The sequence below is a fragment of the Streptomyces sp. NPDC087270 genome, from assembly GCF_044744625.1.
Taxonomy (GTDB): Bacteria; Actinomycetota; Actinomycetes; order Streptomycetales; family Streptomycetaceae; genus Actinacidiphila.
In genome coordinates this window covers 38457-62384 of the sequence record NZ_JBIUYR010000001.1, presented here as the reverse complement: position 1 = coordinate 62384, position 23928 = coordinate 38457, and the positions used below count along the sequence as shown (strand labels likewise).

The following is a 23928-nucleotide window of genomic DNA, read 5'->3' as shown; positions in this document are numbered from 1 at the left end:
TCCGCCCGCTTCCTGACGGCTCTTGCCGGCTCCCGCGTGCTCCTACTGCTGGACCGCGTCCTGGAGCGTCACGCTGCGCCCGGCGACGGTCTTGGAGTTCAGCGCCTGGATCAGCGCGGTGGCGACGTCCTGCGGGGTGACCGCGGTCTTCGAACCGTTGCCGCGCTTCAGCAGCACCCCGTCGAAGGAGTTGCCGTACAGCGCCTGGAGCGCCTTCAGGTCGATGTGCGGGGCGAGTTGGCCGTCCGGCGTGGCCTGCATGGTGAGGAACTGCGGCAGCGTCTTGTTGAACGGCAGGTCCTTGCCCCCGGCCAGGATGTGCACCGGACCCATCATCGCGGTCTTGCCGAAGCCGTTGACCGCCTTGTCCAGCGTCGCCTGGGTGACCTTCGGCTGCACGGTGGTGCCCCGGAGGTCGATCGGGGTGTTGCGGCCGGACTCGGCCCGCAGCCGGTAGGCCGCGGAGACCTGGGTCGCGGCGGCGTTCACGTCGACGGACTGGCTGGGCTTGCCGGGCACCGCGACGGCCTTGCCGCCGGTGAAGCGCACCATGCCGTCCGTGCCCTTGCTCGACGGCCCCGCGACCGTCGTCAGCGCCGCCTTGAGCTTGTCCTGGTCGACGACGATCACCGGGTCCGTGACCTGGGTCCGGCCGAAGAGCGAGCCGACCACCGAGACCGGGTTGTAGTCGGAGTGCGCCACCTTGCGGACGGTGGCGTCGGTGTCGATGGACAGGCCCGCGATCGACGGCTTGAGCGAGTGCTGCTTGCCGTCGACGGTGACGGTGAGCGCCGCGGTGCCCCGGTTGCCGAGCGCGTGGTTCAGCTTCTTGACGGCCGTCGCCTGGCTGGTGTTGCCGATGTCCACGCCGAGCACGGTGGTGCCCTTCGGCACGTCGGAGTGGTTCATCAGCAGCCCGGCGCCGTACGCGAGGACGGCGGCGCCGACGACCGCGACACCGAGCAGCGCGAGCTTGGAGCGGCCCTTCTTGACCGGCTTGGCCGACTTCGCCGGTGTGGCCGGGGTGGACGGCGCCGCGGGTCCTGGCCGCGGGACGGACCCGGGGGCGCCGGGTCCGGGCGGCGGCACCGCTCCGGGGCCGCCCGCGGCGCGGCCGGGGCCCTCCCCCGACGGCACCGGCGGGATGCCGCCGACCAGGGTGTCGCCGACCAGGGTGTCGCCGGCGCCCATCCGCCGGGGCGGCTCGGAACCGGCCGGGGCCGGCGGGCGGAAGGCGTGCTCGCCGGTGTCGCCGCCGATCGGCGGCACCCGCATGTCGCCGGTGGCCGGGCCGGTGGTGGCCCCGGCGGGCGGCGGCAGCGGCGCGGCGCCGCCGCCGGGCGCGAACGGGTCGGTGGGGATGCCGCGCGGCACCCCGGGCGGGAAGTCCTCGGTGCCGAACGGCGCCGGCCCGGAGCCGGGTTCGGCGCGGCCCTCGGCGCCCGCGGGGGTCTCGAAGGGCGAGGCGAACCCGCCCGACGGCGTGTCGTGCGGGCCGCGCGCGGCCGGGGCGTCGTCGAACGGCGAGCCCACCGGCGGCGGCAGGAACGCCTGCGGAATCTGCTGCGTCCCGGTGTCGGAGTCGGTGAACGGCTCGGCGAACTGCTCGTCGTACGGCCCCGCGAAGGGGTCGTCCGCGCGCGGGGTGCCCCCGGCGGGGGTGCCCGCGCCGAAGAAGCCGTCCGCGACCGGGGACCCGGCGTCCGGTGCGTCGCCGCCGCCCGGGGACCGCACCGGCGGCACCGTGAAGCCGCCGCCGGCCGTCCCGTTGCCGGGCGCACCGCCACGCGGGAAGTCGCCCTGGAAGCCGTCGCCGGAGAAGCCCTCGGAGAAGCCGTCGCCGGTCGCCCCCGCGCCCGGGGGGAAGCCCGTCGGGGCCTGGCCGGAACCGCTGCCGGGAGCCGTACCGGCGTCCGTGCCGAAGCCGGGGCCGCCGCCCGGGAAACCCTCACCCGGGAAGCCGTCGCCGGGGAAACCCTCACCCGGGAAGCCCTCACCCGCACCGGAACCCGCGGCCGAGCCGGAACCGGAGCCCGTACCCGGAGCGGAACCCGCGCCCGTACCGGCGGCCGAGCCCGTACCCGAGCCCGTGGGGCCGACCGGCTTGCGCGGCGCGAACCAGTCGCTGGTCTTCTCCTTCTTCTCGGCCCGCTCCTGCGGAGCTTCGCCGCCCTGCCCGCCGTCGGCGGGAGGTTCACCGGCGGAGCCGCCCGCAGTGCTTGGGGCCGCGGTGTCCGGGGCACCCGCGCCCTGCGGTCCGGCCGCGGGGGCCGCGGCGCCCTCCTCGACGGTGGTGCGCATGACGACCGGCGGGATCGGCCGGGAGCCGGGGATGTTGATCCTGATCCGGGTGGTCAGCGTCGTCTCGGTCCTGGGCTCGCCGGCCGCGTCCGCGTCGGTGCCCTGCTCGGCCGCTTCGGCGCCGTCCTGCTCCTGGCCGGCCGGACGCGGCCGCTCCTGCGGGTGCAGCGACGGGAAGGGGCGGGGGCCGTAAGGCGGGGTCCCTGACGGGTACGCGGCACCGCCGCGTCCCTGGGGACCGGAGGACGAACTGTCAGTTTCACGACTCAAAGGAGGCTCTCCCGGTTAGCCACGCCGCCCGACACATCACTTGGCAGGCGGCTCGCCGGCGCACCCACCATACCGACCTGTGCGCGGAGGCGACTGCGGTCCGGCGGAACGCTGGGGCACACCCAACCATGCGTCGGCCCCTGCCCGCCAAGTCAGGCCCTATTCGTGCCGGATGAGGGTACTTGGGGCAGCGTGGCGCAGATCACCGCCGACAACGCCCCGCCGAGCAGGTAGATGTACGGCCCGATGCCGGCGGCGAGCAGGAAGTCGCCCTCCGGCTGGGAGCCGCTGAGCAGGATCACGCACACCAGCCAGACCGCGGCGGGCACCACGGTGCCCAGGCGGGTGCCGGTGAGCTTCCCGCCGCCGTAGAAGGCCGCCACGCACCCGGCGAGCGCCAGCAGCAGCCCACCGGGCTCCCAGGCGGCCTGCACGAGGGCGCCGGCCACCGCGATGGCCACCGCGAGCACGGCGAGGCCGAAGTACCCGGCGATCCGGGCGCCTTGCGTCCCCCGCGGGTTGCTGGACAGCGGCCGGATCACCGGCGTACGGGACGGGGCCGGACCGCGGCCGGCGGCGGGGCGGCTCATCGCGCACCGCCCGGCGCCTCGGCGGACTCGGGCTCCGCGCCGAACAGGTCGTCCGCGCGGCCGGTGGACTCGCCCCGCACCTGCCGGTAGTACTCGACGGCGAAGAACGGCTGGCCGAGGTCGTTGGAGAGCGCGAAGAAGGGTCCGTCGACGGCGATCTGGGTGGCGTGCGCCCGCATCGCGGCGGTCTTGCGGTCGGCGTAGGCCGAGCCGTCGACCGACGCGGTGACGAGCGCGTCGTCGACCACGCCGGGGACGTCGTCCGGGGTCGCGACGCCCTTGAACGGGAAGTCCCGGCCCTCGGCGGCGAGCCGGTCGAAGCCGGCCTGGACGACCGAGCGGGGCGTGCAGATCTCGTAGACGCGGTCGATCCGGTGGCCGCGGTCGGCGGCGAGTTCGTAGCCGCGCATGGCGACGCGGTGCGCCTGGATGTGGTCCGGGTGGCCGTAGCCGCCGTTGTCGTCGTAGGTCACCAGGACCTGGGGGCGCACCTCAAGGATGACGTCGGCGAGGTGGCCGGCCGCCTCGTCCAGGTCGGCGCGCCACAGGCAGGCCGGATCGTCGTTCTGGGCGACGCCCATCATCCCGGAGTCCCGGTAGCGGCCGGGGCCGCCCAGGAAGCGGTGGTCGGTGACGCCCAACGCGGCCATGGCGGAAGCCAGTTCGCCGATCCGGTGCTCGCCCAGGGTGTCGTCGCGGTCCGCGGCGAGATGGGCCAGCTCCGGCGGAATGACCTCGCCCTCCTCACCGAGGGTGCAGGTGACGAGGGTGACGAGGGCCCCCTCGGCCGCGTACTTGGCCATGGTGGCGCCGTTGTTGATCGTCTCGTCGTCCGGGTGGGCGTGGACGAACAGCAGGCGCCGCTCAGGAGGGCCGTCGGGAGCATCGGTCATGGTCGAAGCCTACGGCTCCGCCCACCGGACCCGGGCAGCGGCCGCCGCTGCTGCCCGCCGTCCGCTTACCCGCCGGTATGACCGTCAGATCTTGATGTTGGAGATCGTCTGCGCCACGTTGCTGGTGAGGTCGGTGATCTGGGGCGCCCACGAGGAACTGGCAAGGTAGAAGCCGAGCAACGTACAGGCCACCGCGTGTCCCGCCTTGAGTCCCGATCGGCGGATCAGCAGGAACACGATGACTAGCAGCAGCAGCACCGCCGAAATCGAGAGTGCCACAGCGGCTCACCTCCTCATACGCAGGGTCCATGTCAGTTGCCACATGCTTATTACCCACCCACGGCTACGGATCATAACTTTCCGTGCGACCGCATATGTCGGAGCACGGAAGCACGCGGGGGCGCATGACCAGATCCAGCCAACAGCCGTGCCCGGTACGGCGGGTGGGCCGGCGCCGGACCGCCAGGTCAGGGCGGCGCGGGCGGCGCCGGGCGCTAATACAGGGGCGATTGTCGGTGCCACCCTCTAGGGTCGCGGGTATGACGTACCTCTCATTCCCACGGCAGCACGCGAGGACACAGCGGTTCACTCTCGGGGCGCCGCGGGCCTTCGCGGTCGCGCCGGGCGGGGACCGGGTGGCGTTCGTGCGCTCCCGGTCGGGCACCGAGCGGGAGCAGTTGCTGTGGGTGCTGGACCTGGCGGAGGGCGGCGCGGACACGGCGGCGGTGGAGCGGCTGGTGGCCGATCCCGCCGCGGTGCTGGGCGGTGCGGACGAGGAGTTGCCCGCGGCGGAGCGGGCCAGGCGCGAGCGCAGCCGGGAGGGCTCCGCGGGCGTGGTGGCCTTCGCCGTGGACCAGGCGGTCGAGCTGGCCGCCTTCGCGCTGTCGGGGCGGCTGTTCGTGGCGGATCTGACCGCCGTGGAGACGCCCGCCGAAGGGACAGCCGAAAAGGCCGCCGCAGGCACCGGCGGCGGCGCGCCCGCGGTGCGCGAACTGCCGGTGCCCGGCCCGGTGGTGGACCCGCGGCCGTCCCCTGACGGCCGCTGGGTGGCGTACGCGGCGGGCGGCGCGCTGCGGGTGGTCGGCGCCGATGGCGCGGGGGCCGACGACCGTGCGCTCGCCGAGCCTGACGGCGCGTCGGTGACGTGGGGGCTGGCGGAGTTCGTCGCGGCCGAGGAGATGGACCGCACCCGCGGCTTCTGGTGGGCGCCGGACAGCAGCGCGCTGCTCGTCGCCCGGGTGGACGAGGCACCGGTCCAGCGCTGGTGGATCTCGCAGCCCGCATACCCGGACCGGCCGCCGGTCGAGGTGGCCTACCCGCAAGCGGGCACGCCCAACGCGGAGGTGACGCTGGCCCTGTTCACGCTGGACGGCTCGCGCACCGATGTCGAGTGGGACCGGGACCGCTATCCGTACCTCGCGTCGGTGCACTGGTCGGCGGCCGGTCCGGCGCTGCTGCTGGTGCAGACCCGGGACCAGCGCGCGCAGGCATATCTGACCGTGGACCGTAAAACCGGCGCGACCGAGACGGTGGCCGTCGAGGAAGATCCAACTTGGCTGGATCTCTTCCCCGGTGTGCCGGTCCGCACCCCGGCCGGCGAGCTGGTCACGATCACCGACACATCGGGAGCACGTGCCCTGAAGGTGGGCGAAAGGACGCTGACCGGCCCGGAGTTGCACCTGCGGGCGGTGCTGGACACCGGCGCCGAGGACATTCTGGTGACCGCCTCCTCCGGTGAGACGGCGGCCGAGCCGGAGATCGGCGAGGTGCACGTCTACCGGGTGGACCACCGCGGCACGGACGCCGCCCCGGTCCGGGTCTCCACCGAACCGGGGGTGCACACCGCGGTGCGCGGCGGCGGCCTGACGGTGCTGACGACCTCCACCCTGGACCGCCCCGGAGCGGTGACCCGGGTGCTGCGCGACGGCGCCGAGGTCGCCCGGATCGCCTCCCATGCCGAGACCCCGTCCCTGACCGCGCGGCCCCGCCTGCTGGAAGCCGGGCCGCTGCGCATCCCGACCGCGGTCCTGCTGCCGACCGGCTGGAGCGAGGACGACGGCCCGCTGCCGGTGCTCCTCGACCCGTACGGCGGCCCGCACGGCCAGCGGGTGTACGCGGCGCACAACCCGCACCTGGTCTCGCAGTGGTTCGCCGACCAGGGCTTCGCGGTGATCGTGGCCGACGGCCGCGGCACCCCGGGGCGTTCGCCCCGGTGGGAGAAGTCCATCGCCGGCGACTTCGCCGGGATCTCGCTGCCCGACCAGGTGGCGGCGCTGCACGCGGTCGCCGAGCGGTATCCGCTGGACCTGGGCCGGGTGGCGATCCGCGGCTGGTCGTACGGCGGCTATCTCGCCGGACTCGCGGCCCTGCGCCGTCCGGACGTCTTCCACGCCGCGGTGGTCGGCGCCCCGGTCACCGACCTGCGGCTGTACGACACGCACTACATGGAGCGCTACCTCGGCGACCCCCGCGAGCAGCCCGAGGTCTACGAGGCGAACTCGCTGGTGGGCGACGGCGGCCTGGTGCGGGCCGCCGAGCCGGCCCGGCCGATGATGGTGATCCACGGCCTCGCCGACGACAACGTCCTGGTCGCCCACTCGCTGCGGCTGTCCACCGCGCTGCTGGCGGCCGGCCGGCCGCACGAGGTGCTGCCGCTGTCCGGGGTCACCCACATGACCGCCCCCCAGGAGCAGGTAGCCGAGAACCTGCTGCTGCTCCAGGTGGACTTCCTCAAGCGCGCCCTCAGCGGCCGCCCGCACGGATAACCCGCCGGCCGCAGCCGCAGCCGCGGCCCCGGACGCCGCCCCACCCGCCGGCCGGACCGCCGGAGAACCCGCGGAGCGCAGCACCGAAGATCCCGCCCGAAGCCCCGGACACATCGCGTCCGGGGCTTCGGCGTGCATACGAACCGGAAGGAATGCTCACACCATTCCGGCCATGGGGAGGACGGCGAGGTTAGGGGGAACGGCCGGCCGGGGACCACATCATCACGAGCCCCGACCGGCCTACGGCACCCGCACGGCCGTACGTTGTTCAGACTGCTCGGTCCGTATATCGGAGCTGCGACAGAAAAGTTGCTTGCATGTAAACGCGCTACGTCCCAAAATATCCGTTTTGCCCGTTTCAAATATCAGATGTCAAGCACGTACGGACACCAATCTGCAAAACCTTCGCTCAAGATGCCAAACAACAAGCTTTCTTCCCTCCTTCCCCCCTTGACTGGAAGTTGATTCCATTGCGAAAGTCCCGCTCAACACGCGTTGCGCATCGGCGTTGTACGCACGTTTTCGGTCCCGGGGAAGTGTGATGACAAGTCCTAGTAAGGCTGCCGCTGAGAGTGCCGGCAGCCTCACTCTCGACCCAGAGGGCGGCAACCCCGACCCCGGGCAGCACCAGGCACCCGAACTGGTGGGCCGGTCGCCGCGGCAGCTTGCCTGGATCAGGTTCAAGCGCGACAAGATCGGCATGCTCTGCGCCGTCGTCGTGGCGATCTTCATCCTGGTCGCGATCTTCGCGCCCTTGATCGTCAAGCTGTACGGCCAGAACGCGTACTCGCTCTACGGCCAGGACGACGGCCTGCTCAACGCCTACGGCCTGCCGATCAAGCCCAACGGTGGCATCGACGGCACCCACTGGTTCGGCATCGAGCCGCGCCTGGGCCGCGACGTGCTGGCGCTGCTGATCTACGGCATCCGTACCTCGCTGGGCGTCGCGGTGTGCGTGACGATCCTCTCGGTGGTCCTCGGCGTCGTGGTCGGCCTGGTGCAGGGCTACATCGGCGGGCGCACGGACTACTTCGTCGGCCGGGCCTCCGACTTGATGATGTCCTTCCCGCAGCAGCTGTTCTTCATCGCCTTCACGCCGGTGATCCTCTCGCTGTTCGTCAAGCCGGGTGCCGGCGAGCCCACCTACCTGCGGTTCACCGCGCTGGTGCTGGTGCAGTTCATCCTGGGGTGGATGTCGCTCGGCCGCCTGGTGCGGGCACAGGTGCTGTCGCTCCGGGAACGCGAGTACATCGAGGCGGCCAAGCTCTCCGGAGCGTCCAGCGGCCGCATCATCCGCAAGGAGCTGCTGCCCAACCTGTGGACCACGATCCTCGTGCAGTCCACCCTGCTGGTGCCGGTCAACGTGACGGCCGAAGCGGGTCTGTCCTTCCTCGGTGTCGGCATGCAGCAGCCGACCCCGGACTGGGGACTGATGTTCCAGGACGCGGCCGCGAACTACCAGTCCGACCTCACCTACATGTTCTTCCCCGGCATCGCGATGGTCATCTTCGTCGTCGCCTTCAACCTGCTCGGGGACTCAATCCGGGACGCTCTCGATCCCAAGACCATCCGCTGATGAGTGTCCACGTCGTCTCGCCGGTCCCGGGGAGCGGCAAGGCCAGTTCGATGACAGGCAGGAATAGATGAAGAAGCGTAGGGCGTATAGCGCCGCAGCTGTGCTGTCGGTGGGGGCTCTGGCCCTGAGCGCATGCAGTAGCGGCAACGGCGGGGGCGGGTCCGACAACCCGAGCAGCGGCAGCTCGACCGCCGCCACCACTGCGAAGGTGCAGGCCATCACGGTGGGCACCGCGGCCGACTCGGTCGGCCCGGCGCCGGCCGTCGCGGGGGCGAAGAAGGGCGGCACCGCGATCGACCTGGAGCCGGCCGGCATCAACCACCTGGACCCGGCCGAGGCGTACGTCAACCAGGAGCAGGTCATCGGGCAGCTCTTCAGCCGCCAGCTGACCAACTACAAGATCGACCCGACGACCGGCAAGACGGTCCTCGTGGGCGACCTCGCCACCGACACCGGCACCTCCTCGGACGGCGGCAAGACCTGGACGTTCCACCTCAAGGACGGCCTGAAGTGGCAGGACGGCACGCCGATCACCTCTGACCAGGTGAAGTACGGCATCGAGCGGCTGTTCTCCAGCTTCGAGACCGCCGGCCCGCAGTACATCCAGCAGTGGCTGACCGGCTCGACGGACTTCCGCAAGGTCTACGGCGGCCCGCAGGGCGGCAAGTCGCTGCCGGACTCGGTGCTGGCCACCCCGGACGACAAGACCATCGTCTTCCACTTCAAGGCGCCGCACGCCGACGCCCCGTACGCGATGGCGCTCTCCGGCTCCGGCCCGATCCTGAAGGCCAAGGACACCGGCCCGAAGTACGACACCGCGCCGTTCTCCGACGGCCCGTACGTGGTCAGCAGCTACAAGCCGGGCAAGGCCCTGGAGCTGACCCGCAACAAGTACTGGGACCCGAAGACCGACCCGATCCGCGGTGCGTTCCCCGACAAGTGGGACATCCAGCTCGGTGTCGAGCAGCCCGGCCTGACCCAGCGCCTGGAGCAGCAGAGCGGCAGCGACAAGAACGCCGTCTCGCTGGTCCAGTCCGCCGACCCGACGCAGATGTCGGTGCTCGCCGGCTCGCAGTACAAGTCGCGGCTGGAGAGCAACTACCAGCCGTTCGTGGACGTGTTCAACATCAACGTCTCCCGGATCACGAACGTGAAGGTCCGCCAGGCGATCATCTACGCGTTCCCGATGCAGCAGGTGCAGACCGCGCTCGGTGGCCCGCAGCAGGGTGAGCTCGGCACCAACCTGATCGGCCCGACGGTCTCCGGCTTCAAGGCGTCCGACCCGTACGGCAAGCTGACCAAGCCGCTCGGCGACCCCGAGAAGGCCAAGCAGCTGCTCAAGGAGGCGGGCGTCAAGGACCTGCACCTGTCCTTCGCGTACTCCAACTCCGGTCAGCGCTGGGCGAACGTCGCCACCACGCTGAAGAACTCCTTCGCCAAGGCCGGCATCACGCTGGACGCCAAGGCCATCGACCCGACCGCGTACTACACGCTGATCGGCAAGAAGGACAACCCGTACGACCTGTACCGCACCGGCTGGGGCAGCGACTGGCCGAACGCCTCCACCGTCATCCCGCCGACCCAGGACGGCCGGCTGATCGCGGACGACGACCCGAACTACTCGCACCTGAACGACCCGAAGGTCAACAGCGAGATCGACCGGATCAGCAAGATCACGGACCTCAACCAGCAGGCCGCCGAGTGGCAGACGCTGGCTGAGACGATCATGAAGACCGACGCGCCGGAGATCCCGTACCTGTACGACAAGTACTACAACATCTACGGCGAGGGCCTCGGCGGCGTCAGCTACAACTCCGCCTACGGCACGATCAACCCGAACACCATCTACGTGAAGTAGTCGGCACCACCGGCGTCGGCCCCGCGGCACCATCGCGGGGCCGGCGCCACCGGCGCGAGCCGAAAGCTCCACCCGATCCCTCCCGCTCTCGACCGGCGCCGCCACCCGCGGCCCCCCTACGGAAGAGCCCGACCCCATGCTCCGTTTCCTCACCCGCCGGGTGCTAGGCGCCGCAGTCATCCTCGTACTGATCAGCCTGGTGACATACCTGCTGTTCTTCGCCCTGCCGAGCGACCCGGCACTGCTGTCCTGCGGCAAGAACTGCACGCCGTCGAACATCCGCCAGATCCACAAGAACCTCGGTCTCGACAAGCCGGTCATCGTCCAGTGGTGGAACTACCTGATCGGCATCTTCGGCGGCCGTCACCTGCCGATGGGCAACTGCCCGGCACCGTGTTTCGGGCTCTCCTTCAACAACCAGACCCCGGTCTGGTCGCTGCTGAAGGACCGCTACCCCACCACCCTGTCGCTGGCCATCGGCGGCTCCTTCACCTTCCTCGTGGTCGGCGTCGGCCTCGGTCTGATCTCCGCCTGGAAGCAGGGCTCGATCTTCGACCGCGCCGCCAGCTCGGTGTCCCTGCTGGGCCAGTCGGTGCAGATCTTCTTCATCGGCCCGCTCGCCATCTACGCGTTCTCCTACAAGCTGGGCTGGCTCAACCGCGGTGGTGACCCGAGCTGGACCAGCAACCCGGGTGCCTCCTTCTCCGGCATGGTGCTGCCCTGCCTGGTGATGTCGGTCATCTTCTGGTCCAACTACAGCCGCCAGACCCGCTCCCTGATGGTCGAGCAGCTGTCCGAGGAACACGTACGGACCGCCCGGGCCAAGGGCATGGGCGCCCGCTACGTCTTCCTGCGGTACGCGCTGCGCGGCGCCATGGGCCCGATCATCACGATCTTCGGCATCGACCTCGGGTCGGTCTTCGGCGGTGCGATCATCACCGAAGCCACCTTCGGCCTGCACGGCCTGGGCAACCTCGCCGTCTCGGCCGTCACCCAGCAGGACCTGCCGCTGGAGATGGGCGTGATGCTGATCGGCGCCACCTCCATCGTCGTCTTCAACATCATCGTCGACGCCTGCTACGCCCTCATCGACCCACGGATTCGGCTCGCATGAACCCGGCGCACCCCCTACCGCACCAGGCTCCGGACCCGAGGAGAGCCCCGAAGTGACCACAGTGACCAAGCCGGACCCCGCACCCGAACCCAAGGGTTCGCTGAGCACCGACCCGTTCCTCTCCGTCCGCGACCTCTACGTGCGGTTCGCGACCGAGGACGGCACCGTCAAGGCGGTCGACGGGCTGTCGTTCGACCTCGAACGCGGAGAGACGCTCGGTATCGTCGGCGAGTCCGGGTCGGGCAAGTCGGTGACGAACCTGGCCATCCTCGGGCTGCACAACCCGCGCAACACCACCATCAGCGGCGAGATCACGCTCGACGGCCAGGAGCTGACCGGGGCGAGCAACCGCACCCTGGAGCGGCTGCGCGGCAACAAGATGTCGATGATCTTCCAGGACTCGCTCACCGCGCTGTCGCCCTACTACACGGTGGGGCGGCAGATCGCCGAGCCGTTCATGAAGCACACCGGCGCCTCCAAGCGGGAGGGCCGGAACCGGGCGATCGAGATGCTCGCCAGGGTCGGCATCCCGCAGCCGCAGACCCGGGTGGACGACTTCCCGCACCAGTTCTCCGGCGGTATGCGGCAGCGCGCGATGATCGCGCTGGCGCTGGTCTGCGACCCGGAGCTGGTGATCGCGGACGAGCCCACCACGGCGCTCGACGTCACCGTGCAGGCCCAGATCCTCGACCTGCTCAAGGACCTCCAGCAGGAGACCGGCACCGCGATCATCCTGATCACCCACGACCTGGGGGTCATCGCGAACACCGCGGACAACGTGGTCGTGATGTACGCGGGCCGGGCGGTGGAGCGCGGCACCACCCGGGAGATCCTGAAGTCCCCCGAGCACCCGTACGCATGGGGCCTGCTGGGCTCCATCCCGCGGCTGAGCGCCTCGGTGGACGTGCCGCTGGCACCGATCCCGGGGACCCCGCCGAGCCTGCTGAACCCGCCGTCGGGCTGCCCGTTCCATCCCCGGTGCGCCTTCGCCGAGGCGGTCGGCGGCGACCGGTGCAGCACGGAGCGGCCGCAGCTGCCGGACGGACGGGGCTCCGCGTGCCACCTGACCGCAGAGCAGAAGCGTGACATCTTCATCGAGCAGATCCAGCCGCGGCTGCGCTGACCGGGAGTCGAGGAACCAGCAATGAGTGAACAGCAGAAGCCGAGCCTGGAGAAGGGCGCTACGGCCGACGCGGCTGCGGTGACGGAGGAAGCCGGCGCGGCGCCGGAGACGGCCGTGCCGGTCAAGCGCCCGGAACCGGGCGAGCGGCTGCTGGACGTCACCGGCATGCGCAAGTACTTCCCGATCCACGGCGGCTTCGTGTTCCAGCGCCGGGTCGGGGACGTCCGGGCGGTCGACGGTGTCGACTTCCACATCGACAAGGGCGAAGCGCTCGGCATGGTCGGCGAGTCCGGCTGCGGCAAGTCCACGACCGGACGACTGGTCACCCGTCTGCTGGAGCCGACGGCAGGCCGGGTCGAGTACGCCGGGCAGGACATCACGCACGCCTCCCGCAAGCAGCTGGCGCCGATCAGGTCCGAGATCCAGATGATCTTCCAGGACCCGTACGCCTCGCTCAACCCGCGGCAGACGGTCGGCAACATCATCTCCGCGCCGATGGAGATCAACGGGATCAACCCGGCCGGCGGCCGGGAGAAGCGGGTCCGCGAGCTGCTGGAGACCGTCGGTCTCAACCCCGAGCACTACAACCGCTTCCCGCACGAGTTCTCCGGCGGCCAGCGACAGCGCATCGGGGTGGCCCGCGCCCTGTCGGTGAACCCGAAGCTGATCGTGGCCGACGAGCCGGTCTCCGCGCTGGACGTCTCCATCCAGGCGCAGGTGGTGAACCTGCTGCAGAAGGTGCAGAAGGAACTCGGTATCGCGTTCCTGTTCATCGCGCACGACCTGGCGATCGTGCGGCACTTCTCGCAGCGCATCGCGGTGATGTACCTGGGCAAGATCGTGGAGATCGGCGACCGCGACTCGATCTACACCAAGCCGCGCCACCCGTACACCCACGCGCTGCTCTCGGCGGCGCCGGAGGCGGACCCGGACGACAAGGGCCGCGAGCGCATCCGGCTGGCCGGCGACGTGCCCTCGCCGATCAACCCGCCGTCCGGCTGCCGGTTCCGCACCCGCTGCTGGAAGGCGCAGGACGTCTGCGCCGAGCAGGAGCCGCCGCTGGTGCAGCTCGGCGACAGCGTGGACGGCCACATGACCGCCTGCCACTTCCCCGAGGAACCGACGGTCACGGCGCGCGAGGAGGACATAGTGCTCGACCCCGCGCTCGCCGCTGCCGAGGAGTCGAACGCGGTGGCCTCCGCGTCGGAGGAGTCCGCCTGACCCTGACCGCCCGACTCCTGAGCGCCTGACCGTGGCCACGGCCACCGCGGGCCCGTGCGGTGCCGAACGCCAGGGCCGTGTCCCGACTCCCTGCGGGGAATCCCGGACACGGCCCTGGCGTTCGGCACCGCACGGGTGGCCCTCACTCCGGCGGGACGATCTGCTTCTCCTCGGCGAAGTGGCACGCCGAGGGGTGCTCGGCCGGGCCCGCCGTGCCGCGGAAGACCTCCGGCACCGCCAGCGGCGGCTCCTTCTCGGCACAGATCTCCTGGGCCTTCCAGCAGCGGGTGCGGAACCGGCAGCCGGACGGCGGGTTGGCCGGCGAGGGCACGTCGCCGGCCAGGATGATCCGCTCCCGGTGCTCGCGCGCCTCCGGGTCGGGCACCGGCACCGCCGAGAGCAGCGCCTGCGTGTACGGGTGGGTCGGGTGCTCGTAGATCTGCTCGTCCGAGCCGATCTCCACGATCTTGCCGAGGTACATCACGCCGACCCGGTCGGCGATGTGCCGCACGATCGACAGGTCGTGCGCGATGAACATGTACGACAGCTGGAACTCGTCCTGCAGCCGCTCCATCAGGTTGACCACCTGCGCCTGCACCGAGACGTCCAGCGCGGAGACCGGTTCGTCGGCCACGATGATCTCGGGGCGCAGCGCCAGGCCGCGGGCGATGCCGATCCGCTGCCGCTGGCCGCCGGAGAACTGGTGCGGGTAGCGGTTGATGTACTCGGGGTTGAGCCCGACCACGTCCAGCAGTTCCTGCACCCGGCGCCGCCGGTCGCCCTTCGGGGCCACCTCGGGGTGGATGTCGAAGGGCTCGCCGATGATGTCGCCGACCGTCATCCGCGGGTTCAGCGAGGTATAGGGGTCCTGGAAGACCATCTGGATGTTGCGGCGCACCGCCTTCAGCGCCCGCCCGGACAGCTTGGTGATGTCCTCGCCCTTGAAGACGATCTCGCCCGCGGTGGGCTCCTCCAGGTTCATCAGCAGCTTGGCCACGGTGGACTTGCCGCAGCCGGACTCGCCGACGATGCCGAGCGTCTCCCCCGCGTACAGGTCGAAGTTGACGCCGTCGACGGCCTGGACGGCGCCGATCTGCTTCTTGAAGAGGATGCCGCGGGTCAGCGGGAAGTGCTTGACCAGGCCCCGGACGGTCAGGATCGGCTCGCGCCCGGAGGGGTCGGGCGGCACGGGCCGCTCAGGCGTCTGCGGACGGGAGGCTGTCGTCATCCAGGGTCTCCTTCCAGAAGTGGCAGGCGCTCGCCCGGTCCTGGTCGACCCGGTACAGCGGGGGCACGTCGGTGCGGCACACGGCCTGCGCGCGCGGGCAGCGCGGGTTGAAGGCGCAACCGGGCGGGATGTGCAGCAGATTGGGCGGCAGTCCCTTGATCGCGTACAGCTCGCGGCCCTTCTGGTCCAGCCGCGGGATCGAGTCGAGCAGGCCCTTGGTGTACGGGTGGGCCGGTGCCCGGTAGATGTCGTGGACCGGCGAGGTCTCCACGATCCGCCCGGCGTACATCACCGCGATCTTGTCGGCGACGTCCGCGACCACCCCGAGGTCGTGGGTGATCAGGATCAGACCCATGTTGTACTCGCGCTGCAGATCCGCGAGCAGGTCCATCACCTGCGCCTGCACCGTGACGTCCAGCGCCGTGGTCGGCTCGTCCGCGATGATCAGGTCCGGCTCCAGGGCCAGTGCCATCGCGATCATCACGCGCTGCCGCATACCGCCGGAGAACTGGTGCGGGTACTGCTTGACGCGCTCGCGGGCGGCCGGGATGCGGACCCGCTCCATCAGCTCGATCGCCTTGGCGCGGGCGTCCTTGCGGGACGCCTTGTGGTGCACCCGGAACATCTCGCCGAGCTGCTCGCCGACGCTGAGCACCGGGTTGAGCGAGGACAGCGCGTCCTGGAAGATCATCGCCATCTTCGCGCCGCGGACCCGGCGCCGCTCCTCGGTGCCGAGCTTGAGCAGGTCCCGGCCCTGGAAGACCACCTCGCCGCTGGTGATGAAGCCGGGCGGCGTGTCGAGGATGCCCATGATCGCCTGCGCGGTGACCGACTTGCCCGAGCCGGACTCGCCGAGCACCGCCAGCGTCTCACCGGCGTTCACCGAGTAGTCCACGCCGTTGACCGCCTTCGCGGTGCCCTCCCTGGTCCGGAACTCCACGTGCAGGTCGCGTACGTCGAGCAGCGGGCCGCCGTCGCCGGGCGGCCGCCCGGGCGCCACCACCGCCGCGTCCGTGGCTCCTGTGCCACCTGTTGGCATCGCGACGCCTCCTAGCGCAGCTTGGGGTCGAGGGCGTCGCGGACCGCGTCGCCGAGCATGATGAACGCCAGCACCGTCAGGCTCAGCGCGCCGGCCGGCCACAGCAGCATGTGCGGCGCGTTGCGGATCTCGTTGGACGCGTCGGAGATGTCGATGCCCCACGAGACGGTGGGCGGTTTCAGGCCCACCCCGAGGTAGGACAAGGTCGCCTCCAGCGCGATGTACGTGCCCAGCGCGATGGTGCCGACCACGATCACCGGGGCGACCGCGTTGGGCGCGATATGGCGTACCAGCATCCGGGAGTTGCCGGCGCCGAGCGCGCGGGCGGCCTGCACGTAGTCGTTCTGCCGGGCGGTGATCACCGAGCCGCGGGCGATACGCGCGATCTGCGGCCAGCCCAGCAGCACCATGAACCCGACCACCGGCCACACCGTGGAGTTGGTGACCACCGACAGGAAGACCAGGCCGCCCAGCACCACCGGGATGCCGAAGAACACGTCGCTGATCCGGGAGAGCACCGCGTCCCACCAGCCGCCGAAGAACCCGGCGAGGCCGCCGAGCACGCTGCCGAGGATGACCACGCCGGCGGTGGCGCACACGCCGACGGTGACCGACGCCCTGGCCCCGTACACCACCCGGGTGTAGACGTCGCGGCCCTGGTTGTCGAAGCCGAACGGGTGCCCGGGGGACGAACCCTCCTGCGCCCTGGCCAGGTTGGCCTTCAGCGGGTCCTGGGTGGCGATGGTGCCGGGCCAGATCGAGATGAAGATCAGGAAGAGGATGATCAGCGCGGAGATGATGAAGATCGGGTTGCGCCGCAGGTCGCGCCAGGCGTCGGACCACAGGCTGCGGGGCTTGGCGGCCGGGCCGCCCTCCTGGCCCTCCCCCGGCGGCTTCTCCAGGGTCTCCGCGTCGGTGGCGGCCAGGTCCATACCGCCGCCGAAGCCGCTGGTCGGCGCGATGGCCTGGTTGGGGTCGACCGCTTCGTTCGGGTCGATCGGTTCAGGCATAGCGAATCCTCGGGTCCAGGACCGCGTAGAGCAGGTCGACAAGCAGGTTGGCCAGCAGGAAGACCAGCACCAGGATGGTGACGAAGCCGACCACCGTCGGCGCGTTGTTGCGCAGGATGCCCTGGTAGAGCTGGTAGCCGACACCGTGGATGTTGAAGATCCGCTCGGTGACGATCGCGCCGCCCATCAGGGCGCCGATGTCGGTGCCGATGAAGGTCACCACCGGGATCAGCGAGTTGCGCAGCAGGTGCCGGATGATCACCCGGCGCCGGGGCAGGCCCTTGGCGACGGCGGTACGCACGTAGTCGGCGCGGGTGTTCTCGGCGATGGAGGTGCGGGTCAGCCGGGTGACGTAGGCGAGCGAGACCAGGGCCAGCACCAGCCCGGGCAGGATCAGTTCGTTGAACGGCGCGCTCGGCGACACCGAGGGGCTGGTCCACTTCAGCTCCACGCCGAAGATGTACTGGAGCACGTAGCCGGTGACGAAGGTCGGCACCGAGATGACCACCAGGGTCAGCAGCAGCACCCCGGTGTCGACCGGCTTGCCTCGCCGCATGCCGGTGATCACGCCGAGGGCGATGCCGATGATGATCTCGAAGATGATGGCCACGATGGTCAGCCGGATGGTGATCGGGAAGGCGCTGCCCATCAGCGAGGTCACCGACTGGCCGTTGAAGGCGGTGCCGAAGTTCCCGCTGAAGATGTTCTTCATGTAGTGCAGGTACTGGGCGCCCAGCGAGTGGTCGAGGTACAGGTCGTGCCGGATCTGGGCCGCGGTGGCCGGGTCGGGTGCCCTTTCGCCGAAGAGCGCGGCGACCGGGTCGCCGAGCGCGTAGACCATGAAGAAGATCAGGAACGTGCTGCCGATGAACACCGGGATCATCTGGAGCAGCCGCCGGATCACATAGCGTCCCATGGGGCCTCCTGCACGGGGAGTGGGCGGAGGCCGCACCGGGGCGACCCGGTGCGGCCTCCGGCCGGTCTCACTTGACCTTGATCTCGTTGTAGACCGGGACGCTGAACGGGTTGAGGAGGACGTTGCTCAGGTTCGAGGAGTAGCCCGCGCTGCCGTTCTGGTACCACAGCGGGATCGCTGGCATGTCCTTGACCAGCAGCTTCTCCGCGTCCTGGAAGGTGCTGATCGCCTTGCCGGTGTCGCTGTCGGCGTTCGCCTGGTTGACCAGCTTGTCGAACTGCGGGTTGCTGTAGTGCGAGTCGTTCGACGAGGCGTTGGTGAAGTACAGCGGCTGAAGGAAGTCCTGGATCAGCGGGTAGTCCATCTGCCAGCCGGACCGGAACGGGTTGGTCATCTGCTTGTTGGTGATCTTGTTCCGGAAGTCGGCGAAGGTGCCGGTGGGCTCGCCCACGCACGCCTTGTTGTTGCCCAGCACGTTGTTGATGCTGTTGCAGACCGCGTCCACCCACTCCTTGTGCGAGCCGGTGTCGGCGTTGTAGCCGATGGTGATCTTCCCGCCCGGCAGGCCGCCGCCCTGCGCGATCAGCTGCTTGGCCTTGGCGGGGTCGTAGGTGCACTCCTGGCCGCACAGCCCGGCCTTGTAGCCGCCCGCGCTGCCGAGCACCGGCGAGGTCCAGTCGGTGGCGGGGGTGCGGGTGTTCTGGAAGATCTGCTGGGTGATCTGCTTGCGGTTGATCGCCATCGACAGGCCCTGCCGGACCATCGCGGACTTCGCCGACGACCAGCGGTTGCTGTACAGCGGGAAGGCGATGGTCTGGATGATGCCGGCCGGCTCGTTGATGTAGCGGCTGCCGAGGTCGGACTTGACGTTCTTCAGCTGCGAGGCCGGGATGTCGTCGACCAGGTCGATGTTGCCGGCCTGCAGGTCGGTGTACGCGGTGTTGTTGTCGGTGTAGACCCGCAGGTCGACGCCCTTGTTCACGGCCGCGTCCGGCCCGGTGTACCCGTCCCACTTGCGCAGGGACATCTGGGTGCCCTTGGTGTAGTTCTGGATCAGGTACGGCCCGTCGCCGATCGGCTTCTTCAGCCAGGCCGCGTGGTTGGTGAAGAACGACTGCGGCAGCGGGTAGAACGCCGCGTAGCCGAGGGTGTCCGGCCACAGCGAGAACTTCTGGTTGAGCTTCACCTTGAACTCGGTGTTCGACACCTTCGTCAGACCCGAGAGCTTGGTGGCGGTGGCCGTGGCGCCGGCGGCGTCCGGGTGCACCTTGTCGTAGCCGTCGATCTGCTCGAAGAAGAAGGCGTTGAGCTGGGCGTTCTTCAGCAGCGCGCCGTAGTTCCAGGCGTTGATGAAGGAGTCGGCGGTGACCGGGGTGCCGTCGGAGAACTTGAAGCCCGGCTTGATCTTGATGTCGAAGTTCTGCGCGTCGGTGCTGGTGATCGACGAGGCGATCAGGTTCTCGGCCTTCGCCGTCTTCGGGTTGTACTTCTTCAGGCCGCGGAAGACCATGTCGAGCACCTTGCCGCCCTGCACCTCATTGGTGTCGGCCGGCTCCAGCGGGTTCTGCGGGTCTCCCCAGGAGGCGCGGACGATCCCGTTGCTGCTACCGCCGCTGCTGCCGCCGCTGCTTCCGCCGCCGCAGGCCGTGGCGGCCAGCGCGACCGCCAGCACGCCCACCGCACACCTCACGCGTGTGGCTCCGCGCATCGAACGCCTCCTCATGGGTCACAAATGGCATGTGAGTACTCATGACACCCCAATACGGACACGACCGCACTTCTTCGCTCCCGTGTCGTGGGCCCAAAGTGCGGGTCAGGAGGTGGCCGGGCGGCGGAAGTTCACCCGGTTGGCCGCGCCCGGGCGGTCGCGGAACCCGTGCACGCCGAAGCGCCCCGGCCCGCGGCAAGGCGGACCGGGGCGCTCCCGGGTGTTATACGGCGGCGGCTCGCGCAGCGGGCCGGCGCCGGCTGTGTGCGACGGTGCGTCAGGCGGCGTCGGCGGACGCGCTGCCGACCACGTCCTTCTCCGCCGCGAAGTGGCACGCCGACTCGTGCGCGGCCGGGCTGTCGGAGCCCGCGAAGACCTCCGGCACCGCGAGCAGCGGCGTCTCCTGCGCGCACCGCTCCTCCGCCTTCCAGCAGCGGGTGCGGAACCGGCAGCCGGACGGCGGGTTGGCGGGCGAGGGCACGTCGCCGGAGAGGATGATCCGCTCCCGGTGCTCGCGCGCCTTCGGGTCCGGCACCGGCACCGCGGACAGCAGCGCCTGCGTGTAGGGGTGGGTCGGGTGCTCGTAGATCTCGGTGTCGGTGCCGATCTCCGCCATCCGCCCCAGGTACATCACGCCGACCCGGTCGGAGATGTGCCGCACGATCGACAGGTCGTGCGCGATGAAGATGTAGGACAGGCCGAACTCGTCCTGCAGCTTCGCCATCAGGTTGATCACCTGCGCCTGCACCGAGACGTCCAGCGCGGAGACCGGCTCGTCGCAGATGATGATCTCCGGGTTGAGGGCCAGGCCGCGGGCGATGCCGATCCGCTGCCGCTGGCCGCCGGAGAACTGGTGCGGGTAGCGGTTGATGTACTCGGGGTTGAGCCCGACCACGTCCAGCAGCTCGCGCACCCGGGCCCGGCGGTCGCCCTTCGGGGCCACCTCGGGGTGGATGTCGAAGGGCTCGCCGATGATGTCGCCGACCGTCATCCGCGGGTTCAGCGAGGTGTAGGGGTCCTGGAAGACCATCTGGATGTTGCGGCGCACCGCCTTCAGCGCCCGGCCCGAGAGCCGGGTGATGTCCTCGCCCTTGTAGAACACCTCGCCGGAGGTGGCCCGCTCCAGGTTCATCAGCAGCTTGGCCACGGTGGACTTGCCGCAGCCGGACTCGCCGACGATGCCGAGCGTCTCCCCCGCGTACAGGTCGAAGGAGATGCCGTCGACGGCCTTGACCGCGCCGATCTCCTTCTTGAAGAGGATGCCCTGCGTCAGCGGGAAGTGCTTGACCAGGTTGCGGACCCGGAGGATGGGCTCGCGGACGGCGGGCTCGCCGGCGGCGGGCGCACGAGAGGCGCGCTCACGGGAAGTGGGCTCAGTCACCGATCGTCTCCTTCCAGAAGTGGCAGGCGCTGCCCCGCTCGGCGCCGACGGTGTGCAGCGTCGGCACCTCGGTACGGCACACGTCCTGCGCGATCGGGCAGCGCGGGTGGAACGCGCAGCCACCGGGGATACGGGTCAGGTTGGGCGGCAGGCCCTTGATCGCGTACAGCTCCTGGCCCTTCTGGTCCAGCCGCGGGATCGACTGGAGCAGGCCCTTGGTGTACGGATGCGCGGGCGCGCCGTAGATGTCGTGCACCGGCGAGCTCTCCACGATCCGCCCGGCGTACATCACCGCGATCTTGTCGGCGACGTCCGCGACCACCCCCAGGTCGTGGGTGATCAGGATCAGGCCCATGTTGTACTCGCGCTGGAGCTCCGCGAGCAGGTCCATCACCTGCGCCTGCACCGTGACGTCCAGCGCCGTGGTCGGCTCGTCCGCGATGATCAGGTCCGGCTCCAGGGCCAGCGCCATCGCGATCATGATCCGCTGGCGCATACCGCCGGAGAACTGGTGCGGGTAGTCGCCGATCCGGTCCTTCGCGGCCGGGATGCGCACCCGGTCCATCAGCTCGATCGCCTTGGCCCTGGCCTGCTTGCGGGACATCCCCTGGTGCACCCGGAACATCTCGCCGAGCTGGTAGCCCACGCTGAGCACCGGGTTGAGGGAGGACAGCGCGTCCTGGAAGATCATCGCGATCTTCCGGCCGCGTATCCGGCGGCGCTGCTCGGCGGACATCTTCAGCATGTCCTGGCCCTGGAAGAGGATCTCGCCGTGCGTGATCCGGCCGGGCGGCATGTCGAGGATGCCCATGACGGTCTGCGCGGTGACCGACTTGCCGGAGCCGGACTCGCCGAGCACCGCCAGCGTCTCACCGGCGTTCACCGAGTAGTCGACGCCGTTGACGGCGCGGGCCACCCCGTCACGGGTGTGGAACTCCACGTGCAGGTCGCGTACTTCCAGCAGCGGAGTGGTGGACGCGGGCGCCGCGGCGCCCGCCCTCTCGTCGGTGACAGTCAACGTGACGCCTCCTAGCGCAGCTTGGGGTCGAGGGCGTCGCGGACCGCGTCGCCGAGCATGATGAACGCCAGCACGGTGATGCTGAGCGCGCCCGCCGGCCACAGCAGCATGTGCGGCGCGTTGCGGATCTCGCTGGACGCCTGGGAGATGTCGATGCCCCACGAGACGGCCGGCGGCTTGAGGCCCACGCCGAGGAAGGACAGCGTCGCCTCCAGCGAGATGAACGTGCCCAGCGCGATGGTGGCCACCACGATGATCGGGGCGAGCGCGTTGGGCGCGATGTGCCGCAGCAGCATCCGGGTGTTGCTCGCGCCGAGCGCGCGGGCGGCCTGCACGTAGTCCTGCTGCTTGGCGGTGATCACCGCGCCGCGGGCGATACGCGCGATCTGCGGCCAGCCCAGCAGCACGATGAAGATCGACACGGTGGTGACGGTGCCGCCCTTGACCACGGAGAGGAACACCACGCCGCCGAGCAGGATCGGGATGCCGAAGAAGACGTCGCTGATCCGGGAGAGGATCGCGTCCCACCAGCCGCCGAAGAACCCGGCGAGGCCGCCGAGCAGCGAGCCGAGCACCGCCACCCCGAGGGTGGAGAAGATGCCGACCGACACCGACGCGCGGGCGCCGTACACCGTGCGGGTGTAGACGTCGCAGCCCTGGGTGTCGAAGCCGAACGGGTGCCCGGAGGTGGCCCCCATCTGGGACTTGGCCAGGTCGCAGGAGAGCGGGTTGCCGCTCGCGAGCACGCCCGGCCACAGCGAGATGAAGATCAGGAAGAGGATCAGCAGGCCCGATATGTAGAACATCGGCTTGCGGCTGAGGTCGTGCAACGCGTCGGACCGCAGGCTGCGGGCCTTCTCGCGCTCCTTGCCCTGATCGGAGGGCTGCTGGGGGGTGGTGGCGACGCCGTTGACCACCGAGTGGCTGTCGGTCATCTCAGACATACCGAATCCTCGGGTCCAGGACCGCGTAGAGCAGGTCGACGAGCAGGTTGGCGGCGAGGAAGACGATCACCAGGATGGTGACGAAGCCGACCACCGTCGGTGGGTTCTGCCGCAGGATGCCCTGGTAGAGCTGGTAGCCGACGCCGTGGATGTTGAAGATCCGCTCGGTGACCACCGCGCCGCCCATCAGGGCGCCGAGGTCGGTACCAAGGAAGGTGACCACGGGTATCAGCGAGTTGCGCAACAGGTGCACGGTGACCACGCGCCGCCGGGGCAGGCCCTTGGCGACCGCGGTACGCAGGTAGTCGGCGCGGGAGTTCTCCGCGACCGAGGTGCGGGTCAGCCGGGCCACGTACGCCAGCGAGACGCCGGCCAGCACCAGGCCCGGCATGATCAGGTCGCCGATCGGGGCGCCCTCGGCGACCGCGGGGTTGGCCACGTGCCACTTCACACCGAAGAAGTACTGGAGCAGGTAGCCGGTCACGAAGGTGGGGACCGCCACCACGACCAGGGTGAACGCCAGCACGCCGGAGTCGGCGAACCGGCCGCGCCGCAGGCCCGCGACGAGGCCCAGGCCGACACCGACCACCGCCTCGATCGCGAAGGCGACCAGGGTCAGCCGGATGGTGACCGGGAAGGCGGTACCCATCAGCTCGGTGACCGGCTGGCCGCTGGCCGAGGTGCCGAAGTCACCGGTGAAGATCTGCTTCATGTAGTGGATGTACTGGGCCGGTAGTGAGTGGTCCAGGTACATCGCGTGCCTGATCTGCGCCGCGGTGGCCGGGTCGGGCGCTTTGTCGCCGAACATGGCCGCCACGGGGTCGCCGAGGGCGTAGACCATGACGAAGATCAGAAACGTCGTGCCGATGAAGACCGGCACCATCTGGAGCAGTCGCCTGATGACGTAGCGCCCCATGTGTCCTCCATGGATCGGACCAGACGGTGGTGCGCGCCCGCCCCGGGGTCGCCGGGG

19 protein-coding genes are annotated in these 23928 nt (G+C 70.2%); 6 read left to right on the top strand and 13 right to left on the bottom strand.

What is annotated here, in order from left to right; translation table 11 throughout:
* Nucleotides 1-42: 42 nt before the first annotated feature.
* The 4 genes from ACIPAE_RS00215 to ACIPAE_RS00200 form a co-directional block, all read right to left on the bottom strand.
* Nucleotides 43-2571, bottom strand: a complete 2529-nt coding sequence (locus tag ACIPAE_RS00215) for a hypothetical protein (RefSeq protein ID WP_402441917.1) — start codon at nucleotides 2569-2571, stop codon at nucleotides 43-45.
* 152 nt (nucleotides 2572-2723) lie between these two features.
* Nucleotides 2724-3161, bottom strand: a complete 438-nt coding sequence (locus ACIPAE_RS00210; protein ID WP_329365136.1) for a DUF6113 family protein — start codon at nucleotides 3159-3161, stop codon at nucleotides 2724-2726.
* Nucleotides 3158-4054 carry an N-acetyl-1-D-myo-inositol-2-amino-2-deoxy-alpha-D-glucopyranoside deacetylase gene (mshB, locus tag ACIPAE_RS00205; RefSeq protein WP_402441915.1) on the bottom strand — a complete coding sequence of 299 codons (897 nt, stop codon included), beginning with the start codon at nucleotides 4052-4054 and terminating at the stop codon, nucleotides 3158-3160. The genes ACIPAE_RS00210 and mshB overlap by 4 nt, the downstream gene beginning before the upstream one ends.
* An 84-nt stretch (nucleotides 4055-4138) precedes the next feature.
* A complete protein-coding gene (locus ACIPAE_RS00200) occupies nucleotides 4139-4333 on the bottom strand; it encodes a hypothetical protein (RefSeq protein ID WP_328468859.1) in 195 nt (64 codons plus the stop codon).
* 260 nt (nucleotides 4334-4593) lie between these two features.
* On the opposite strand from ACIPAE_RS00200, the gene ACIPAE_RS00195 reads away from it, so the two are divergent.
* From ACIPAE_RS00195 to ACIPAE_RS00170, 6 genes are all read left to right on the top strand, one after another.
* Nucleotides 4594-6819, top strand: a complete 2226-nt coding sequence (locus tag ACIPAE_RS00195; protein WP_402441913.1) for an alpha/beta fold hydrolase — start codon at nucleotides 4594-4596, stop codon at nucleotides 6817-6819.
* A gap of 541 nt (nucleotides 6820-7360) precedes the next feature.
* The gene (locus tag ACIPAE_RS00190; RefSeq protein WP_329365142.1) at nucleotides 7361-8395 is read left to right on the top strand and encodes an ABC transporter permease; all 1035 of its coding nucleotides are present in this window, start codon (nucleotides 7361-7363) and stop codon (nucleotides 8393-8395) included.
* Between the two features lie 67 nt (nucleotides 8396-8462).
* Entirely contained in the window at nucleotides 8463-10253 is a 1791-nt protein-coding gene (locus ACIPAE_RS00185; protein WP_402441911.1) for an ABC transporter substrate-binding protein, read from the top strand.
* A gap of 136 nt (nucleotides 10254-10389) precedes the next feature.
* Nucleotides 10390-11367, top strand: a complete 978-nt coding sequence (locus tag ACIPAE_RS00180; protein WP_329365145.1) for an ABC transporter permease — start codon at nucleotides 10390-10392, stop codon at nucleotides 11365-11367.
* 52 nt (nucleotides 11368-11419) lie between these two features.
* Nucleotides 11420-12490: an ABC transporter ATP-binding protein gene (locus ACIPAE_RS00175; RefSeq protein ID WP_402441909.1), complete on the top strand. Its 1071-nt coding sequence runs from the start codon at nucleotides 11420-11422 to the stop codon at nucleotides 12488-12490.
* 21 nt (nucleotides 12491-12511) lie between these two features.
* Nucleotides 12512-13711, top strand: a complete 1200-nt coding sequence (locus ACIPAE_RS00170; RefSeq protein WP_329365147.1) for a dipeptide ABC transporter ATP-binding protein — start codon at nucleotides 12512-12514, stop codon at nucleotides 13709-13711.
* A 142-nt stretch (nucleotides 13712-13853) separates the two neighbouring features.
* Here ACIPAE_RS00170 and ACIPAE_RS00165 read toward each other — a convergent pair whose 3' ends face one another.
* From ACIPAE_RS00165 to ACIPAE_RS00125, 9 genes are all read right to left on the bottom strand, one after another.
* The gene (locus ACIPAE_RS00165) at nucleotides 13854-14939 is read right to left on the bottom strand and encodes a dipeptide ABC transporter ATP-binding protein (RefSeq protein WP_328468847.1); all 1086 of its coding nucleotides are present in this window, start codon (nucleotides 14937-14939) and stop codon (nucleotides 13854-13856) included.
* Nucleotides 14908-15978, bottom strand: a complete 1071-nt coding sequence (locus ACIPAE_RS00160) for an ABC transporter ATP-binding protein (RefSeq protein ID WP_329365150.1) — start codon at nucleotides 15976-15978, stop codon at nucleotides 14908-14910. The genes ACIPAE_RS00165 and ACIPAE_RS00160 overlap by 32 nt, the downstream gene beginning before the upstream one ends.
* An 11-nt stretch (nucleotides 15979-15989) precedes the next feature.
* Complete coding sequence (locus ACIPAE_RS00155; RefSeq protein WP_329365152.1) at nucleotides 15990-16988, bottom strand: ABC transporter permease; 999 nt, start codon at nucleotides 16986-16988, stop codon at nucleotides 15990-15992.
* Entirely contained in the window at nucleotides 16981-17904 is a 924-nt protein-coding gene (locus tag ACIPAE_RS00150; RefSeq protein ID WP_329365154.1) for an ABC transporter permease, read from the bottom strand. Before ACIPAE_RS00150 ends, ACIPAE_RS00155 begins: the two co-directional genes overlap by 8 nt.
* Nucleotides 17905-17971: 67 nt before the next feature.
* Complete coding sequence (locus tag ACIPAE_RS00145) at nucleotides 17972-19612, bottom strand: ABC transporter substrate-binding protein (protein ID WP_329365156.1); 1641 nt, start codon at nucleotides 19610-19612, stop codon at nucleotides 17972-17974.
* A gap of 277 nt (nucleotides 19613-19889) precedes the next feature.
* Complete coding sequence (locus ACIPAE_RS00140) at nucleotides 19890-20993, bottom strand: ABC transporter ATP-binding protein (RefSeq protein ID WP_402441906.1); 1104 nt, start codon at nucleotides 20991-20993, stop codon at nucleotides 19890-19892.
* Entirely contained in the window at nucleotides 20986-22011 is a 1026-nt protein-coding gene (locus ACIPAE_RS00135) for an ABC transporter ATP-binding protein (RefSeq protein WP_329365158.1), read from the bottom strand. The genes ACIPAE_RS00140 and ACIPAE_RS00135 overlap by 8 nt, the downstream gene beginning before the upstream one ends.
* An 11-nt stretch (nucleotides 22012-22022) precedes the next feature.
* On the bottom strand, nucleotides 22023-22955 hold the full coding sequence (locus ACIPAE_RS00130; RefSeq protein WP_329365160.1) for an ABC transporter permease: 933 nt from the start codon (nucleotides 22953-22955) through the stop codon (nucleotides 22023-22025).
* Nucleotides 22948-23871: an ABC transporter permease gene (locus ACIPAE_RS00125; protein ID WP_329365162.1), complete on the bottom strand. Its 924-nt coding sequence runs from the start codon at nucleotides 23869-23871 to the stop codon at nucleotides 22948-22950. Before ACIPAE_RS00125 ends, ACIPAE_RS00130 begins: the two co-directional genes overlap by 8 nt.
* Between the last annotated feature and the right edge of the window lie 57 nt (nucleotides 23872-23928).

Bases quoted from the DNA above. Each gene is read 5' to 3' on its own strand.
- ACIPAE_RS00210 (WP_329365136.1), bottom strand. From the start codon at position 3,161: ATGAGCCGCCCCGCCGCCGGCCGCGGTCCGGCCCCGTCCCGTACGCCG.
- mshB (WP_402441915.1), bottom strand. From the start codon at position 4,054: ATGACCGATGCTCCCGACGGCCCTCCTGAGCGGCGCCTGCTGTTCGTC.
- ACIPAE_RS00195 (WP_402441913.1), top strand. From the start codon at position 4,594: ATGACGTACCTCTCATTCCCACGGCAGCACGCGAGGACACAGCGGTTC.
- ACIPAE_RS00190 (WP_329365142.1), top strand. From the start codon at position 7,361: ATGACAAGTCCTAGTAAGGCTGCCGCTGAGAGTGCCGGCAGCCTCACT.
- ACIPAE_RS00185 (WP_402441911.1), top strand. From the start codon at position 8,463: ATGAAGAAGCGTAGGGCGTATAGCGCCGCAGCTGTGCTGTCGGTGGGG.
- ACIPAE_RS00180 (WP_329365145.1), top strand. From the start codon at position 10,390: ATGCTCCGTTTCCTCACCCGCCGGGTGCTAGGCGCCGCAGTCATCCTC.
- ACIPAE_RS00170 (WP_329365147.1), top strand. From the start codon at position 12,512: ATGAGTGAACAGCAGAAGCCGAGCCTGGAGAAGGGCGCTACGGCCGAC.
- ACIPAE_RS00165 (WP_328468847.1), bottom strand. From the start codon at position 14,939: ATGACGACAGCCTCCCGTCCGCAGACGCCTGAGCGGCCCGTGCCGCCC.
- ACIPAE_RS00160 (WP_329365150.1), bottom strand. From the start codon at position 15,978: ATGCCAACAGGTGGCACAGGAGCCACGGACGCGGCGGTGGTGGCGCCC.
- ACIPAE_RS00155 (WP_329365152.1), bottom strand. From the start codon at position 16,988: ATGCCTGAACCGATCGACCCGAACGAAGCGGTCGACCCCAACCAGGCC.
- ACIPAE_RS00150 (WP_329365154.1), bottom strand. From the start codon at position 17,904: ATGGGACGCTATGTGATCCGGCGGCTGCTCCAGATGATCCCGGTGTTC.
- ACIPAE_RS00145 (WP_329365156.1), bottom strand. From the start codon at position 19,612: ATGCGCGGAGCCACACGCGTGAGGTGTGCGGTGGGCGTGCTGGCGGTC.
- ACIPAE_RS00130 (WP_329365160.1), bottom strand. From the start codon at position 22,955: ATGTCTGAGATGACCGACAGCCACTCGGTGGTCAACGGCGTCGCCACC.
- ACIPAE_RS00125 (WP_329365162.1), bottom strand. From the start codon at position 23,871: ATGGGGCGCTACGTCATCAGGCGACTGCTCCAGATGGTGCCGGTCTTC.